Here is a 15,630-nt window from a genome sequence, read left to right as displayed (position 1 = left end):
CTGCACGGCCCCTGCATTTCACCCAGCAACTGCGATCAGGCGATCGCGGCCTGGTAACGGCGCTCGACTTCGTTCCAGTCGATGACGTTGAAGAACGCGCCGATGTAATCCGGGCGACGGTTCTGGTACTTCAGGTAGTACGCGTGTTCCCACACGTCCAGGCCCAGGATCGGCGTATTGCCTTCCATCAGCGGGCTGTCCTGGTTGCCGGTGCTTTCCACCACGACCTTCTTGTCCGGGGTGACGCTCAGCCACGCCCAGCCGCTGCCGAAACGGGTCAGCGCGGCCTTGGTGAAGGCGTCCTTGAACTTGTCGAAACCACCGACATCGGCGTCGATCGCCTTGGCCACGTCGCCCACCGGATTGCCACCGGCATTGGGGGCCATCACGGTCCAGAACAGCGAGTGGTTGGCATGGCCGCCGCCGTTGTTGCGCACCGGGCCCTGCAGGTTTTCCGGCAGCGACTTCAGCTTCTTCACCAGCTCTTCAACCGGCAGATCGGCGAACTCAGTGCCTTCCAACGCCGCGTTGACGTTGTTGATGTAGGTCTGGTGATGCTTGGTGTGGTGGATTTCCATGGTGGCCGCATCGATATGCGGTTCCAGGGCATCGTAGGCGTAGGACAGCTTGGGCAGGGTGTAGGCCATGGTGCATCTCCTTGTAGCTTGGGGACCCGGCGACTGCCGGGCGGTGCGCAGTAAAGGATGGGGACAGGCGTGAAGATTACCAAGTGGGATGTAAAGGAAACTTCGTCCTGCAGGTGACCGTGGTGCGACAGCCGCCTTCTCATCCCCGGTGCAGCGGACAGACGCTACGATATTCCCCTTCCTCCCTTTCTCCGTCGCCACCATGCGCAACCCCCGGCTGTTGATCACCGCCATCGGCCTGCTGCTGCTGGGCCTGATCGGCAATCACTACCTTCAGCGCCCGGCCAAGCCGCAGTTCGCGCCCTCCTTGTCGGCGCCTGGCGCGCCGGCCGCCTCCGATGCAAAAGCGAGTGGCAGTACACACGACGCGTTTCCGTCGTTCCTGCCGCCCGAGGCGCGGGACACCATCGCACTGATCCAGCGCGGAGGCCCCTACCCGCATGCGCAGGATGGCAGCACATTCGGCAACCGCGAGCAGCAGTTGCCGCAGCGTCCGCGCGGCTATTACCGCGAGTACACGGTGCGCACGCCTGGCGCCTCGAACCGTGGCGCGCGCCGCATCATCACCGGCGGTGATCCGCCAGACGCCTGGTATTACACCAGCGACCACTATGCGTCGTTCCGCAGCTTCAGCGTCCCGGCGCGGGAGACCCCACGATGAGCCAGGATGCATTCGGCCTCGGCCTGCACGACATCAACAATGCCGGCGTCTATGCGATTGCCGAAGGCGACGAAGCGGCACTGGCTGCGGCGATGCGCGATGCCGGGTTGCAGGTGCGCCGCATCGATCTGCAGGGTGTGGCAGACAAGCGCACGTTGCTGGCGCGGCTGTCGGCCCAGCTGGATTTCCCTGCCGGCTTCGGTGGCAACTGGGATGCGCTGGCGGACAACCTGCGTGACCTGCAGTGGCTGCGCTCGGAAACGGGCCATGCCCTGTTCTTTGACCGCATCGATGCACTGCGCGCACAGGACAGCAAAAGCTTCGACACGTTGCTGGACATCCTGGACGAGGCCAGCCAGTTCTGGCTGGGGCAGGATGTGCCGATGTGGGTGTTTCTTTCCGCCGCGCCGGATCCCGACGCCGGGTGACGGCACCCGCGTGTGCTTCGGTAGCGCCGAGCCGTGCTCGGCGGAACGACCAAGGCGCCGCGCTGCGCGCTCGCCGAGCGTGGCTCGGCGCTACACCGACCCGATCACCGCCGCCCGATAACGGCAGCCGCGTGTGCTTCGGTAGCGCCGAGCCGTGCTCGGCGGAACAACCAAGGCGCCGCGCTGCGCGCTCGCCGAGCGTGGCTCGGCGCTACACCGGCCCGATCACCGTAGCCAGGTAGTGACGGCCGCTGGCCGTCAGCGGCTGCCGTTGTCTTCCTGCAGCTCTTTCTTGAACGGGATATCCGGCGGCGGGCGGGCGATGGCGGGCTGCTCCTGCATGTTCGGATCGTTCAGGCCGCAGCCGCCACCGAACTGCAGCACCGAGATGACGCACGATATCTTCGTGCTCGTGCCGGGAATCGGGATCTCCACCGACTGCACCCCCTTGCGTACCCACTCCGCCAACAACGATTCCTGCGGCACCCAGTACTTATCGAACGAGGTCGGCGTGTAATCGTACGGCGGCCGTTTCAGCCATGTACCGGAGGCGGCGATGCGCTCACGCGACCAGCCGTCGCTGTCACCGCCCGGCGCGCCACGTTCGCTGTCGCCCTTGCCGTCCTGGCCCGGCACGCGGGTGCTGCCATCGGCGTTGAACAGACCGTCGCCCTTGCCGGCCGCGCGGCCCGCCTGCGCGCCCGCTGGAGCAGCGGCCTGGTTGCGATTGGACGCGCCCCAGTCATCGCCGCGCGCCGGTGTCGCCCAGTTGCCCGGCGTCGGGCTGGGCTGAGCGCCAGCGCGCGCCGGCGCAGCGGCAGCACGGTCACCCGTGCGCTGCTGTGCAGCGGTCTGGGAGGCGGCATTCGATGACGACGACGAGGAGGCGGATGACGCGGCAGGCGATGGGCGTGACGGAGACGGCGCCACTGCGTTGGCCACGCTGCGCTCGCGCACCGCCGCCACAGCGGCGGGGCGCGGCTGCACCACCGGCTCATTGCCCTTCAGCGTCGGCAGCGTGATGGTCGGTGCCGTCACCGTCGTGACCTCGCGCTCGCGCACAGGGGCAGGCTCACGCACCGGCACGCGAACGGTCACCTCGGCCGGTGCAACACGCAGGGGCGTTGGTGCCTGTACCGGCAGCGTCACTTCCCGCTCGCGCACCGTCGGAGCGACCTCGCGCGGTACGACCGTGACCTCGGTACGCGGCACAGTGACCGGCGGCACGATGAAATCGGTTGTCGGCTCGACCACCGTGGTGGCCTGCACCGGGGGAGCGGGATCGGCCGGCACAGGCGGAGCGGGCGCAGGCTGTGGCGGCAACGGTTGCGTCTCGGCCGGCGATGCTGCCGAAGCAGACGCCGGCGCGGTCTCGGCCGGCGGCGGGGACGCATCGGCGGCAGCGTTCGACGCAGGCGACGGCTCAGCCGCGGCCTGCGCTGCGCTGGCGGCGGCGGCCGCAGCGGGATCGCCACCCGGCTGGTCTCCTCCGCCTTCCTGCGCGCCCTGCCCGACGAACTCGACCTGCACGCGCTCGCCATCACCGCCCTGTGTTTCAGGCGTAGGCGACCGCACCAGGGCGACCCACAGCAGCAGGAATGCGAAGAGCAGATGCAGCAGGACACTGACGGCCGCCGAGGTCCAGCGCATCCAGCGCTGGTCGCGGGGTGCCGGTTCCCATTGCTGCCACGCCAGCCGACGCAGGGCCGTCCACGCACCGAGTTGCGGCAACCGGCCGGGCGATGCCGGCAGCGGGCGTGGTACCAGGACGGCGACGATCTCGCGTGCATGCTGCGGACGCGGCAACGGAGACAACGCACGGAACCAGATCGCCCAGCCATAAGGCAGGCGGGTCTTTTTCTCCAGGATGGGCGGCTCCTGCTGGCGTGCCAGCAGGGCGTCGATCAACTGTGTCGCCCGGGCTGACGGCACGCAGCGGGCGTCAGGCGGCGTTGCCGCGGGGGATGTACGGCGCCTGGCCACTTTCGTGGTCGGTGGCGTCGCGCACTGCGGTGATGCCCGGCACGCGGCCCATCAACGTCTTTTCAATGCCCTGCTTCAGGGTGACATCGGCCATGCCGCAGCCCTGGCAACCGCCACCGAAACGCAGCAGGACGACCCCTTCGGCCGACACCTCCTGCACCGCGACTTTGCCACCATGCGAGGCAAGCTGCGGGTTGATCTCGTTCTCCACGACCCAGTGCACGCGTTCGACCAGGGAAGCCGCATCGCCGGGCGCTTCGCCCTTGATGCGCGGCGCCTTGATGGTCAGCTGCTGGCCGCCGGCCGCACCGGTGACGATGTCGATCTCCGCGCCATCCAGCCAGCCCACGCTGTCTGCGGCGACGTACAACGTAAAGCCATTACAGTCCACGGCCCACTCATCGCCCTGCAGGTCGCTGGGGTCAGCGAACTCCAAGCGCGCGTCGGCACGCGGCGTACCGGGATCGACCGCGCTCAACCGCACGCCCATTCCGGGCACGCCTTCGCGTTCGATCAATCGACTGAAATGGGTCTGGGCAGTGTCGGATATCTGGATCATCGGGCTATTCTAACCAAGTACCCTGTCAGGCGATCATTTCGCGCTCATTCGGTTTATACACCTGACCGCGCACTGTTCAGTCAACTTTTTCACACGTGGAGCGTCCCATGAACGACCTGGTCCCCTTGGCACAGGCCCACTGCATCCCGCGCCGCGGCAACGAACACCGCTTGGGCCAGGCCCGGGTGACGGAACTGCTGCCGCAGATCCCCGGGTGGGAACTGGTGGAGAACGGCCAGGCCCTGCAGCGCACGTTTCGTTTCAGCGATTACCACCGCACGATGGCCTTCGTGAACGCGCTTGCGTTCGTGGCCCACCGTGAAGACCACCACCCGGACCTGGGGGTTCATTACGACAGGGCCGTGGTGCGCTTCTCCACCCATGACGTGGGCGGCCTCAGCGAAAATGATTTCATCTGCGCCGCCAAAGCATCGGCCCTGACGGAGTGAACCCCATGAAACTGCGCCTGTTGATCGTCCCCTTGGCCACCGCGGCGCTGTTGGCGGCGTGTGGTGGCACCGGCACCGCGGATGCGCCGACTGCACCCCGTACGCCCCCGACGGAGGTGGCCGCGGTGAAGACCCCGCCGCCGCAATACCCCATCGAGCTGGCCTGCACCGGCGTCGGTGGCACCAGTACGCTGAAGGTCGTCGTCGGTGTTGAAGGCAAACCGACCGAAGTGACCGTGCTGACCGGCAGCGGCAATGCGCAGCTGGATGAAAATGCCCGCACCGCCGTGCTGGCGTGGCAGTTCAATGCGGCCAGCCGCAACGGCCAGAAGGTGCCGGCGACGATCCAGGTACCGGTCAGCTTCAACCCGCCCGAACCGCGCCCCACCGAATGCTTCGCGGTGGAAGAGCGCCTGCGCCGCGGCGGCTGACGTCCTTTCCTGACACCCAAGGCCAGCCAGCGCCCGCCTTCCCTGCCCATTGCGTCCCGCCTCTGCGGGGCGCGCACTCCCTGAAGGATCGCGCTGGCCCATGTTGCAGATTTCCACTGAAAACGTCTGGATGGCGCTGGGGGTCACCCTCGCCGCCGGATTGGCGACGGCCCTCGGCAGCCTCATGGTGCTGTTCGCCAAGCGGCCGAACCCCCGACTGCTGGCATTCGGCCTGGCATTCGCCGGCGGTGCCATGGTGTATGTGTCGTTGTCGGAGATTCTCAACAAGTCCATCGACTCGTTCACCCAGGCCTACGACGCGCGGCTCGGCTTCACCTTCGGCACGTTCGCCTTCCTGCTTGGCATCCTGCTGATCATGGGCATCGACCACCTGATCCCGAATCCGCACGAAAGCCTGGACAAGAAAGACCCGGCGTTTCGCGACGACAACAAGGCCTACATCAAGCGGGTCGGGCTGCTGACCGCCGTTGCGATCACCGCGCACAACTTCCCCGAAGGCCTTGCCACGTTCTTCGCGACGCTGGAAAGCCCCTCGGTCGGGATGCCACTGGCCTTCGCCATCGCGATCCACAACATCCCGGAGGGCATCGCGATCGCGATCCCGGTGTATTTCGCCACGCAGAACAAGTTCTATGCGTTCGCCGCGAGCCTGCTGTCCGGCCTGGCCGAGCCGATTGGCGCGGCCATCGGGTATTTCCTGCTTTCCGGGTCACTCAACCACGCGACCTTCGGCTGGGTGTTCGGCCTGATCGCCGGCGTGATGGTGTTCCTGGCCTTGGACGAGCTGCTGCCGGCCGCGAAGCGCTACGCCAAGGGTCACGAAACGGTCTACGGGCTGGTGGCCGGCATGATGACGCTGGCGTTGAGCCTGGTGCTGTTCAAGTGGTGAATGGGTAGTCGAACGGGTAAGGGGGCACGTCATCGCATTCGCGCTGCCGCTCCCACGCTTTGCTGCGCAAACCGCGGGCCCCGTCTCACCAGCACCCACACCCCGCCGCTTCGCGGCCGCCCCTGACTCAGGGGCTCCCTCCACCAGACGGGATATCGTCATCGGTAGCGCCGATCCATGGTCGGCGGAGGGTTTCCGCCAACGGCCCGCTGCGCTCGCCGACCATGGGTCGGCGCTACCGCTTTTCTCTTTTTTCATACGCGGCGGGCGGCCCCGGAACCTGTCAGGGGGCCGGACGGTGGGGCTGGGCGGGGGCGTTGAGCGCCATGGATGGCGCGAAACGAGGCCTGCATGGATGCGGCTCTTGCCGTCCCCCGACCAGTCCCAGCGCCCGGCCCCAAACACGCAACCTGCTTCAAACCGTCCGCCGCGCGGGGCTCCGCCGTTCGCTGATCCCTACTTCAGCCGATCCAGCGCCTCGACCAGCTCCTCGGCCAGCGGCGCAGTGAGCAGATAGGGGGTCTTGCCGGCGTCCAGCGAGAACTCCAGCGACGCGGCATGCAGGAAGAGCCGCTTCAGCCCGATCTGCTCACGAAAGCGCTTGTTGACTGCAGGATCGCCGTACTTGTCGTCACCGGCTACCGAATGCCCGAGGTGCTGTGCGTGCACGCGGATCTGGTGGGTGCGGCCCGTCTCGATGCGCACCTCGCAATATGAATGGCCACCGCGACGCTCAAGCACCTTGAAGTGGCTGATGGACTCCTTGCCGATCGCATTCACCTGCACGTGACGCTCCCCGCCTTGCCGCAGGCCGACGTGCAGCGGCGCATCCACGGTCATCGTGCCATCGGGCATGCGCCCGACCAGCAGGGTCAGGTACTTCTTGCGGATGCCCGCGCCATGGTCTTCCCGCAGCAGGGCCTGCAGCTCGCTCAGTGCCGAGCGCTTCTTGGCCACGATCAGCAGGCCGGAGGTGTCACGGTCCAGACGGTGGACCAGCTCCAACGTCCTGCCCGGGCGCAGGGCCCGCAAGGTCTCGATGGCGCCGAAGCTGATCCCGCTGCCGCCGTGGCTGGCCACGCCGGACGGCTTGTTCAGTGCGAGCAGGCGCTCGTCCTCGTAGACGATGGCCTGTTCCAGCCGCCGCATGAACGATTCCGGCGGACCGGTCTTGTCGCCCTCCTCGCTGAGATGAACCGGCGGGATGCGGATCACCTCACCGCCCTCCAGCTTGCGCTCGGCCTTGGCGCGGCCGCCATTCACCCGCACCTGGCCGCTGCGGACGAGCTTGTAGACCAGGCTGCGCGGAGCGCCCTTCAGTTGTCCGAGCAGGAAATTGTCCAAGCGCTGTCCCGCCCGGTCATCGGGAACGGTGATCATGCGCACGGAAGGCTTGTCGGAATTGGGGCTTGCGGGGTCTTGAGCAGTCATCAGCCTGTTTATTCTGTTACACTCGGGCGGCGAGATAAGGGATTGATTTCGTTGGAAGTTACTCCAGGCCAGAAGCCTGTCTTCCGACGAATCCGGCACAGTGCGCGACCACCGCCCCCGGGGCGGCCATGTTAGCGGCTCATCGGCACTCCCGGCCATCGCCGATTGCCTGACACGTAATCGCGCTGAACATGTCCCGCGTGGCGCTCCAGTTTTGGCTGACAGCTGCCGCCGGTCCCGTACTACCAAAACCAGATAAGAAGAGCGCTCCCGCGGCCTGCCGTGGTGTCGTAGCGCTGGAAACCCGGGCCTCCCTCCCCGCGCCTGCGCGAATGGGCGGCCAGCCGTGTCCAGAGGCGAAACTCCATGGCGTTCCGCGCGGTAGCCGCTTGCGAGGAACGCAACAATGAAGCGAATGCTGATCAACGCTACGCAGGCTGAAGAGCTGCGCGTCGCCATCGTGGATGGCCAGTCGTTGTATGACATCGACATCGAGCAGCCGGCCAAGGAACAGAAGAAGTCCAACATCTACAAGGGCCGGATCTTCCGCATCGAGCCCTCGCTGGAAGCGGCTTTCGTTGAATACGGCGGTGGCCGTCATGGCTTCCTGCCGCTGAAGGAAATCTCCCGCGATTACTTCCAGGCCGGTGTGGACCACAACAAGGCCGGCATCAAGGAGCTCCTGCGCGAAGGCCAGGAAATCGTGGTGCAGATCGACAAGGATGAGCGCGGCAACAAGGGTGCCGCCCTGACCACGTTCATCTCGCTGGCCGGCCGCTACATGGTGCTGATGCCGAATTCGCCGAGCGCCGGTGGCGTGTCGCGTCGCATCGAAGGTGAAGACCGCGCCGCCCTGAAGGACGCGCTGGACAAGCTGAACATTCCCGACGAAATGGGCGTGATCATCCGTACCGCCGGCGTCGGCCGTGATGCCGAAGAGCTGCAGTGGGATCTGGATTACCTGCTGAACGTGTGGCGCGCCATTGCCGAAGCCGCACTGAGCAAGCCGGCCCCCTTCCTGATCTACCAGGAATCGCGCCTGATCGTACGTGCCCTGCGCGATTACCTGCGTGCGGACATCGGCGAGATCCTGGTCGATACCGAAGAAATGTACGAGCACGCCCGCGAGTTCATGCAGCAGGTGATGCCGCAGACCCTGCGCAAGCTCAAGCATTACACCGACGACATCCCGCTGTTCAACCGCTTCCAGATCGAATCGCAGATCGAGGGCGCCTACGAGCGCAACGTGCGTCTGCCGTCGGGCGGATCGATCGTGGTCGACCAGACCGAAGCGCTGACCGCCATCGACGTCAACTCCTCGCGCGCCACCAAGGGCAGCGATATCGAGGACACCGCGTTCCAGACCAATCTGGAAGCGGCTGACGAAGCGGCCCGCCAGTTGCGCCTGCGCGACCTGGGCGGTCTGGTCGTGATCGACTTCATCGACATGTCGTCCAACAAGCACCAGCGCGAGGTCGAGAACCGCCTGGCGCAGGCCCTGAAGTACGACCGTGCCCGCGTCCAGGTCGGCCGCATCTCGCGCTTCGGCCTGCTGGAAATGAGCCGCCAGCGCCTGCGTCCGAGCCTGGGCGAATCCAGCCAGCTGGTCTGCCCCCAGTGCGACGGCCATGGCCGCATGCGCAGCGTCGAGTCGCTGTCGCTGTCGATCATCCGCGTCGCCGAAGAGCACGCGATGAAGGAGAACACCGGACAGGTGCTGGTACAGGCGCCGGTGGAAATCGCCAACTACCTGCTCAACGAAAAGCGCAGCGCATTGCGTGAGATCGAGGCGCGTCACGAAGCCCCGATCGTCATCGTGGCCGACGAGCAGCTGCACACGCCGCACTACACCGTCACCCGCCTGCGTGAGAACGAGCTGGGTGAAGAAAGCGGCAAGCCGAGCTACCAGCGCGGCACCCCGCGCAAGCTGCCGGTGCATGCCCTGACCAAGGGCCAGCTGAACATCCCGCCGCCGGCCGTGACCCAGGTGCAGCACAACTCGCCCGCCCCGATCCGCGACGAAGCCGCACCGCAGCCGGCCCCCGCGCCCGTCGCGGCTCCGGTTGCTGTCGCACCGGCCGCTACCGGCGGTGTGGTCGGCTGGTTCAAGCGCATCTTCGGTGGTGAACCGGCCGCCGCGCCGGCACCGGCACCGGCCGCGCGTTCGAACGGCAACGACAGTGGCCGCAAGGACCGCAGCGGCAAGGATCGCAACGGCAAGGACCGCAAGGACCGCCGTGATGAAGGTCGCAACGGCGCGGCAGCCGGCAACGCTGCTGCACCGGGCCAGGGTCGCAACAAGGACCGTGGCGAGCGCGGTGAACGTGCCGAACGCGGTGAACGCGGTGAACGCCGCCAGGGCAACGCGCAGGGTGGCAATGCGCAGGTCGCCGCCCAGCCGGTTGCCGGAAACGGTAACGGCAATGGCCAGCAGCAGCCCAAGCAGCGCCAGGAACAGGGCAAGCCGCGTGGCGAACGCAGCGAGCAGGCCGCAGGCCAGGCGCCCGCACAGGGCCAGCAGCAGCCGAAGGTGAAGCAGCCGCGCCAGCCGCGTCAGCAGGATGGCGAGCGTGCCAATGGCGAGAAGCCGCAGCGTGATGCGGCCGAGCAGATCGACACGGCCGCCATCGCCGCCACCGTTGCGACCGCGACGGCAGGCGTTGCTGCCGCATCGACTGCCGCCGACCCGTCCAGGCAGGACGTGGCGGCAACGCCGGTCATGCCGGCCGCACAGGACATTGCTGCGGTTTCCCATGCTGTTGCCGACAACGCAGCGGACACGGACGAAACCAACGCGGTCACCCAGGCCGACGGCGAACTGCCGCCCGCCGGTGATGAAGGTGCAGGCGAAGGCGGCTCGCGTCGTCGTCGTGGTCGTCGTGGTGGTCGCCGCCGTCGTCGTGGCAATGCCGAAGGCACCGCCACCGATTCGCTCGGCCAGGATGATGCGGACGAGGATGACAACGAGGACGGTGACGTCGCCCAGGGCGCTGAGGCGCAGGACGGCGATTCGGCCGAACCGCGTGCACCCAGGTCGTCGCGTCCGCAGCCGGAGTTCGACTTCGATGACGAAGGCGATGCGCCTGCGCCGGCCGAGCGCGAGAAGCGTGCGGCTGCGGTGATGACCACGGCGGCGATCGTGCCGGTCGCGGCCAGCCCGGCAGCCAGCAGCGCACCGGTCGCCTTCGTGGCTCCGGCCGCGCCGAAGGTCGAGGCGCCGAAGGAAGTAGCACCGAAGGCTGAACTGCCCAAGGTCGAGACGCCGATCGTTGCCGCAGCTCCGATGGCCCCGCCGGTCGCGGCCGTCGAGGCACCGAAGGTCGAAACGCCGGTCGAGGCTCCGAAGGTGGAGGCTCCGAAGGTTGAGGCTCCGAAGGTTGAGGCTCCGAAGGTTGAGGCTCCGAAGGTGGAGGCTCCGAAGGTTGAGGCCAGCAAGGTTGACGCCCCGGTGGCTGCTGCGACGCCGGCAACTGCTACCGACACCGCCCCGACCTGGCAGCCGGCACCGTCGGCTCCCGCCCACGTGCCTGCCGCCGAACCGGAAGCCGTCAAGCCTTCCCCGGTGGCATCGCCTACCCCGGTGCAGACCACCATGCTCGACGCGGTGAACGCACCTGCCGCCCGTGCGCCGGTGGCTGCACAGGAAGCTGCCGCGGTTGCACCTCCGGTCGCCAGCACGCCGGCCGTTCAGCCGACGGTTGAGCAGGCTGCGGATCCGCTGCCTGCAGCGGTCGCCACCCCGGCCGTGGTCGAAGCCGTTGCGGCTGCCGAACCGGCGATCCTGGCCGGCGGCACCGACGCCGCCGAGCAGGCCGCGATCGTCAGCCAGACCAACGCACAGGCTGCCGACGCGGATGAAGAGAAAGCCAAACCGGACAATCTGCCGCAGGGCTGATCTCCAGCGGTGACGCAAACGAAAACAGCGGCCCTCGGGCCGCTGTTTTTTTGTGGCCGGCGCAGCCGATATTCCCGGTAGAGCCGACTTCAGTCGGCTCATGTCGCAAGCCGACTGAAGTCGGCTCTACCCGCGGGTCTACCCGGCGCTCAGCGCGGGCGATCCGGCGCGAACTGGAGGCGCGTCCACACGCCATAGTGATCCGACGCCCAGCGGCCGCCTTCGTCGGGCGTGTCGAACAGGATCCGCGCCTCGCGCGCCAGCATCACGTCCTGCTGGAAGAAGATATGGTCGATCCGCGACGGCGATTGGAAGTAGTGGCGGTTGAGCGTGCTCACCGTGCTCAGGTCATTGTTGACGTGCACGCTGCCGTAGCTGTCGCCGTAGTGGCTGCGCAGCTCGCTGAGATCGCCCGCGTCCACCAGTGCGTTGAAGTCACCGGCGATCACCACCGGCGCTCCGGCCGAGGTGGCGCTGATGAAACGCAGCAGGTCTTCCACCTGCTCGCGACGGATCCGCTTGCCTGCGTCGTCCGCCCGTTCGTTGAGATGCGTGGCGTAGACGTTCACCGGCCGTCCGTCCACATCGATGCGGATATGAGCCACCGTGCGGTAGTCACCCAGCGGCGCCAACAGGTGCTCGCCACGCGCCAGTACCGGACGCCGTGTCAGCAAGGCATTGCCATAGCGCTTCACCGACCCGGCGGGATCAGTGGAAACAAACTGGTAGCTGTAACCGAGTTTCGCCGCCAGCCATTCGGCCTGGTTGCGCACGTCGCGCTTCTGGATGACCTCCTGCAGTGCGATCGCATCGGGCTGCAGGCGCTTCAGCCCGGCGAGGATGGTCTTCCGGCGTTCCGGCCAATCCTCGCGATCATGATGCAGGTTGAAGGTCACCATGCTCATGCCCGCATCGCGCGTGGCGTCGCCCGCGACGGTGGGGTTGGCTGCAGCGATGGCGCGCGAAGGCGGATCTGCCGCTCCTGCAGCACCGGGCAGCAGCAACGCCAACCCCACCACCCCGCCCAGCGCGCGCCCGACGAGCGGATGCGCGACCTTCGTTTCCCTCACCCGCATGCTGTTACCCCTTGCGCTCGGCCCGGCGCACGGCCGCCGGGACCTCGATCTCGATCTTCGCCGGCACCTGGTGCACGTGCAGTTCGCCGTCAACCCATTGCACCGGCTCGCCATTGAGGGTGGCCGCACCGGGCTCACCGGCATACGGCCAGGGCAGTACCAGACCGCCGGCGGGCGGCACGATGCCGGCACGCACCTCCAGCACCAGTTGCTTGTCGCTGCGCTGCAGGCGGTAGTCCAGCTGGCCCTGCGGCGTGCGCAGGCCCTTCACCGCGATGCCCTGCCCTTCGAACCAGCGCACCGGGACGCCGGCAGCCAGCACCAGCGACTGATCGATGTCGCGGTTGTAGGCGAACATGTCCAGCGCGGAGCGGACGAAGTCCGATGCCACCCAGGCGTGCGGCAGGTCGCCGACAAAGAACGGCTTGCGCGGGGTGCGCGAGACGACTTCGGCCCACTGGTTCCAGGCCTGCGGCGAGCGATCCTTGAAGAAGAATTCGGTGGCCTGCCAGGCGCGGTCGCGCCAGCCCAGCCGCACGAAGGCCGCCACATTGCGCCATTCGTAGGGGGTGTAATCCTTCCACTCGCGCGTGCCGTCGCGACGCGCGACGAACTCGGTCCAGTAGCGCTGGAAGGTGTTATCCAGCTGCGGTTGCGGCAAGCGACCCTGCTCGCCGCCCGGTGCCAGCGCGATCGTGGTCGAGGTAGCGTCGAAGTCGCCCAGCTCGGCCGAACCGGGCAGGTAATCGATGTGATGCTGCTCCATCGCCGAATACAGCGACGCCTGCAGGTCGGCGCGGAATTCATCGCGCGCGCCGGTGATCGCCAGCACTTCCATCTTCTGCAGATGCTCGGCGATGATCGCCGCGTCCTTGTAGCCACGCAACGCCCAGAAGTTGTCCCAGTACGAGTGCATCGGCTTGGCCGAATACCCTTCGTGGCTGATGGACGCCGGCATCATGCCGTAGAACGCCGGATTGCGTGCGCGGTTTTCTTCGGTGCGCTCGCTGGCGCGCAGACGCTCCATGTAATGGAAGGCGCCGGCCACGTGCGGCCACATGGCCTCGAGGAACGCGTCATCGCCGGTGTAACGCCAGTACTCGGCGATGTTGTAGATCAGCTCGCCATGGCTGTCGTTTTCCGGTACCGGATCGCTGCCGCGGTCGTCCACGCAGCACGGCACCTTACCGTTGTCGAACTGGAACGGGGCATACCACTGCACGTAATCGCGCACCGCATCGCTGCGGCCCATGCGCAACAGGCCTTCGGAAATCATCGCGCCGTCGCGGATCCAGCTGCGTCCGTAGGAACGCGTGCCGGGCTGCAGGCGCGGACCCACGCGCGATATCAGCATGTGGGCCAGCGCCGTGCGCAGGGTATCAGCCAACGGCTGGCCTTCGCGGGGCAGCTGCAACTGCAGGCCGTCCAGCTTCTGCCGCCACATCGCCGCCACCTGCGCCTGCGCCTTGCCGGCATCGAAGCCGCGGGGATTGAAGCTGCCGACCTGCGGCAACACCAGCGCGATCTCGCGGCTCTGGCCCGGCTCAAGCTTGATCGTGTACAACAGCGCGCCGGACGCCATGCCCGTCGGGTCCTTGACCGAGGTGGTCGTCGGCAGCTTGCCGTCGGCCAGGTGCATCACCTCCAGCTTGCCGTCGAACGGGGTGGCGAAGCGTGCGTCCGGCACCTGCAGCGGGTACAGCCGCGGCTCGCCGTTGACCTTCACCAGGCCCTCTTCCACGTCCAGACTGTCGATCCGGCTGAAGCCACCCACCGTATTGAGGAACTGGGTGGGCGGGTTGACCTGCCATGGACGGATCGCCAGCGCGAGCGTGTACTCGTGGGCCACCTTGTCGGGATTCTTCAGCGAGTAACGCGCTACCAGCTGCGAAGCATCCGGCGTGCCCTGCACGAAGCCGGTCACCGCCAGCGACGCCTTGTCATGCTGCCAGTCCACGCTGGCCACGGGCAGATAACCGTCCTGCAGTGACTGGATCGGCGTGATGTCGGCCCAGCTGATCAGCTTGCCGTCGAGCTTCAGGAAGGGCTCGACACTGAAGCTGCCGCGTGCCATTTCGAGCGCGCCGTCTTCGCTGATCAGCGCCTGTTCGCGGCCGCCGTCCAGGCCCAGCAGGGTCCACGTCGGCTGCTCACCTACATAGGCACGCGGCAGTGAACCGCGCGGCAGATCAGCCGCCACCGAGGACAGGAACGCGTTGGGCGTGGCGGCGAACGCCAGCGGCTTCAGCGCGATATCGCGGATGCCATAGCGCCAGTTCGGGCCGCCCTGCAGGTCGAAACGCAGGTAGCGGGCATCGGTTTCCGGCAGGGCCAGCCAGTCACGGCCACCACTCCCGGCAGTGACTTCGCGCACGGTGTGCCAGTCACGTCCATCCTGCGATGCGCGCACGGTGTAGCGCGTGGCCTCCAGGCCGGGCAGCCAGTCGATCACCGCCCCGCCGACTTCGCGCGGCTTGCCCAGATCCAGGCTGATGGTCTGCTCCTTGACCCCGCCACTGACCCAGAAGGTATCGGATTTACCGTCGATCATCCGGTCCTGCAGCGCAGTCGCCGTATCGGTCAGCACCTGCGGATGCAGCGGCGAATCATCCTGCGCGGGCAAGCCCTGCAGGGTGAGCTTGTCGAAACAGACCGAGCCCCGACCGCCGACCTTGCTGTAGACGGTGAACTCCATCGCCGCGCTGCGCTTGAGCTCCTTCTCCGGCGAAGGGCCCCATGCCTTGTCGATGTGCCGTTTGCGGAATTCCACCGGCGTCCACGTCTTGGGGAAGCGGTAGGCCGGGCGGTTGACCCACCAGACGTTGTCGCCGCTGGCGTCGATCAGCTTGAACTGCAGGTCGTTGGACGGCGAATCACCGCGCAGCTGGAAACCGAACCGGTAATTGGCCGGGTACTCGATGTTCAGCGCGCGGCGCACGCCGACGTAGCCGGACACGTCGTGGAAATCGTAATCCAGGCACATCGCACGCCCGCCGCCAGCACCGGCGACGTTGCGCAGGGAACCACTGACCTGGTCGGACAGCACCAGTTTCCACTGGCCCATGTCGTCGAAATCATCGATGACCTTCGGTGCAGGTGCGGCAGGAGGCGGGGCAGCAACTGCCACGCAGGACCACAACAACGCCAGGCCAGCGATGAT

General features: G+C 67.1%; 12 protein-coding genes. 6 read left to right on the top strand and 6 right to left on the bottom strand.

Annotation, left to right across the window (positions count from 1 at the left end; translation table 11 throughout):
• Positions 1-35 precede the first annotated feature (35 nt).
• Complete coding sequence (locus ICJ04_RS07315; protein ID WP_188326852.1) at positions 36-647, bottom strand: superoxide dismutase; 612 nt, start codon at positions 645-647, stop codon at positions 36-38.
• A 202-nt stretch (positions 648-849) separates the two neighbouring features.
• On the opposite strand from ICJ04_RS07315, the gene ICJ04_RS07310 reads away from it, so the two are divergent.
• Both ICJ04_RS07310 and ICJ04_RS07305 read left to right on the top strand, forming a co-directional pair.
• Entirely contained in the window at positions 850-1,308 is a 459-nt protein-coding gene (locus ICJ04_RS07310) for a ribonuclease domain-containing protein (protein ID WP_188326851.1), read from the top strand.
• A complete protein-coding gene (locus ICJ04_RS07305) occupies positions 1,305-1,736 on the top strand; it encodes a barstar family protein (RefSeq protein ID WP_188326850.1) in 432 nt (143 codons plus the stop codon). The genes ICJ04_RS07310 and ICJ04_RS07305 overlap by 4 nt, the downstream gene beginning before the upstream one ends.
• A gap of 258 nt (positions 1,737-1,994) precedes the next feature.
• Here ICJ04_RS07305 and ICJ04_RS18485 read toward each other — a convergent pair whose 3' ends face one another.
• A complete protein-coding gene (locus tag ICJ04_RS18485) occupies positions 1,995-3,644 on the bottom strand; it encodes a hypothetical protein (RefSeq protein WP_275138272.1) in 1,650 nt (549 codons plus the stop codon).
• A 34-nt stretch (positions 3,645-3,678) separates the two neighbouring features.
• Complete coding sequence (locus ICJ04_RS07295) at positions 3,679-4,278, bottom strand: NfuA family Fe-S biogenesis protein (protein WP_188326848.1); 600 nt, start codon at positions 4,276-4,278, stop codon at positions 3,679-3,681.
• Between the two features lie 107 nt (positions 4,279-4,385).
• Here ICJ04_RS07295 and ICJ04_RS07290 point away from each other — a divergent pair, with 107 nt between their 5' ends.
• The 3 genes from ICJ04_RS07290 (at position 4,386) to zupT (ending at position 6,068) form a co-directional block, all read left to right on the top strand.
• Positions 4,386-4,727: a 4a-hydroxytetrahydrobiopterin dehydratase gene (locus ICJ04_RS07290; RefSeq protein WP_188326847.1), complete on the top strand. Its 342-nt coding sequence runs from the start codon at positions 4,386-4,388 to the stop codon at positions 4,725-4,727.
• 5 nt (positions 4,728-4,732) lie between these two features.
• Positions 4,733-5,158, top strand: a complete 426-nt coding sequence (locus tag ICJ04_RS07285) for an energy transducer TonB (protein ID WP_188326846.1) — start codon at positions 4,733-4,735, stop codon at positions 5,156-5,158.
• 100 nt (positions 5,159-5,258) lie between these two features.
• Positions 5,259-6,068, top strand: coding sequence for a zinc transporter ZupT (gene zupT / locus ICJ04_RS07280; RefSeq protein WP_188326845.1), 810 nt, complete (start codon positions 5,259-5,261; stop codon positions 6,066-6,068).
• Between the two features lie 456 nt (positions 6,069-6,524).
• Here zupT and ICJ04_RS07275 read toward each other — a convergent pair whose 3' ends face one another.
• Positions 6,525-7,499, bottom strand: a complete 975-nt coding sequence (locus ICJ04_RS07275; RefSeq protein ID WP_188326844.1) for an RluA family pseudouridine synthase — start codon at positions 7,497-7,499, stop codon at positions 6,525-6,527.
• 406 nt (positions 7,500-7,905) lie between these two features.
• On the opposite strand from ICJ04_RS07275, the gene ICJ04_RS07270 reads away from it, so the two are divergent.
• A complete protein-coding gene (locus ICJ04_RS07270; protein WP_188326843.1) occupies positions 7,906-11,394 on the top strand; it encodes an Rne/Rng family ribonuclease in 3,489 nt (1,162 codons plus the stop codon).
• 149 nt (positions 11,395-11,543) lie between these two features.
• Here ICJ04_RS07270 and ICJ04_RS07265 read toward each other — a convergent pair whose 3' ends face one another.
• The gene (locus tag ICJ04_RS07265) at positions 11,544-12,470 is read right to left on the bottom strand and encodes an endonuclease/exonuclease/phosphatase family protein (RefSeq protein WP_188326842.1); all 927 of its coding nucleotides are present in this window, start codon (positions 12,468-12,470) and stop codon (positions 11,544-11,546) included.
• A gap of 4 nt (positions 12,471-12,474) precedes the next feature.
• The gene (locus tag ICJ04_RS07260; protein WP_223203046.1) at positions 12,475-15,597 is read right to left on the bottom strand and encodes a discoidin domain-containing protein; all 3,123 of its coding nucleotides are present in this window, start codon (positions 15,595-15,597) and stop codon (positions 12,475-12,477) included.
• Between the last annotated feature and the right edge of the window lie 33 nt (positions 15,598-15,630).

It is taken from the genome of Stenotrophomonas sp. 169 (assembly GCF_014621775.1).
GTDB lineage: Bacteria > Pseudomonadota > Gammaproteobacteria > Xanthomonadales > Xanthomonadaceae > Stenotrophomonas.
The sequence above is the reverse complement of the archived record's forward strand: the minus strand, read 5'-3'. Positions and strand labels throughout refer to the sequence as shown.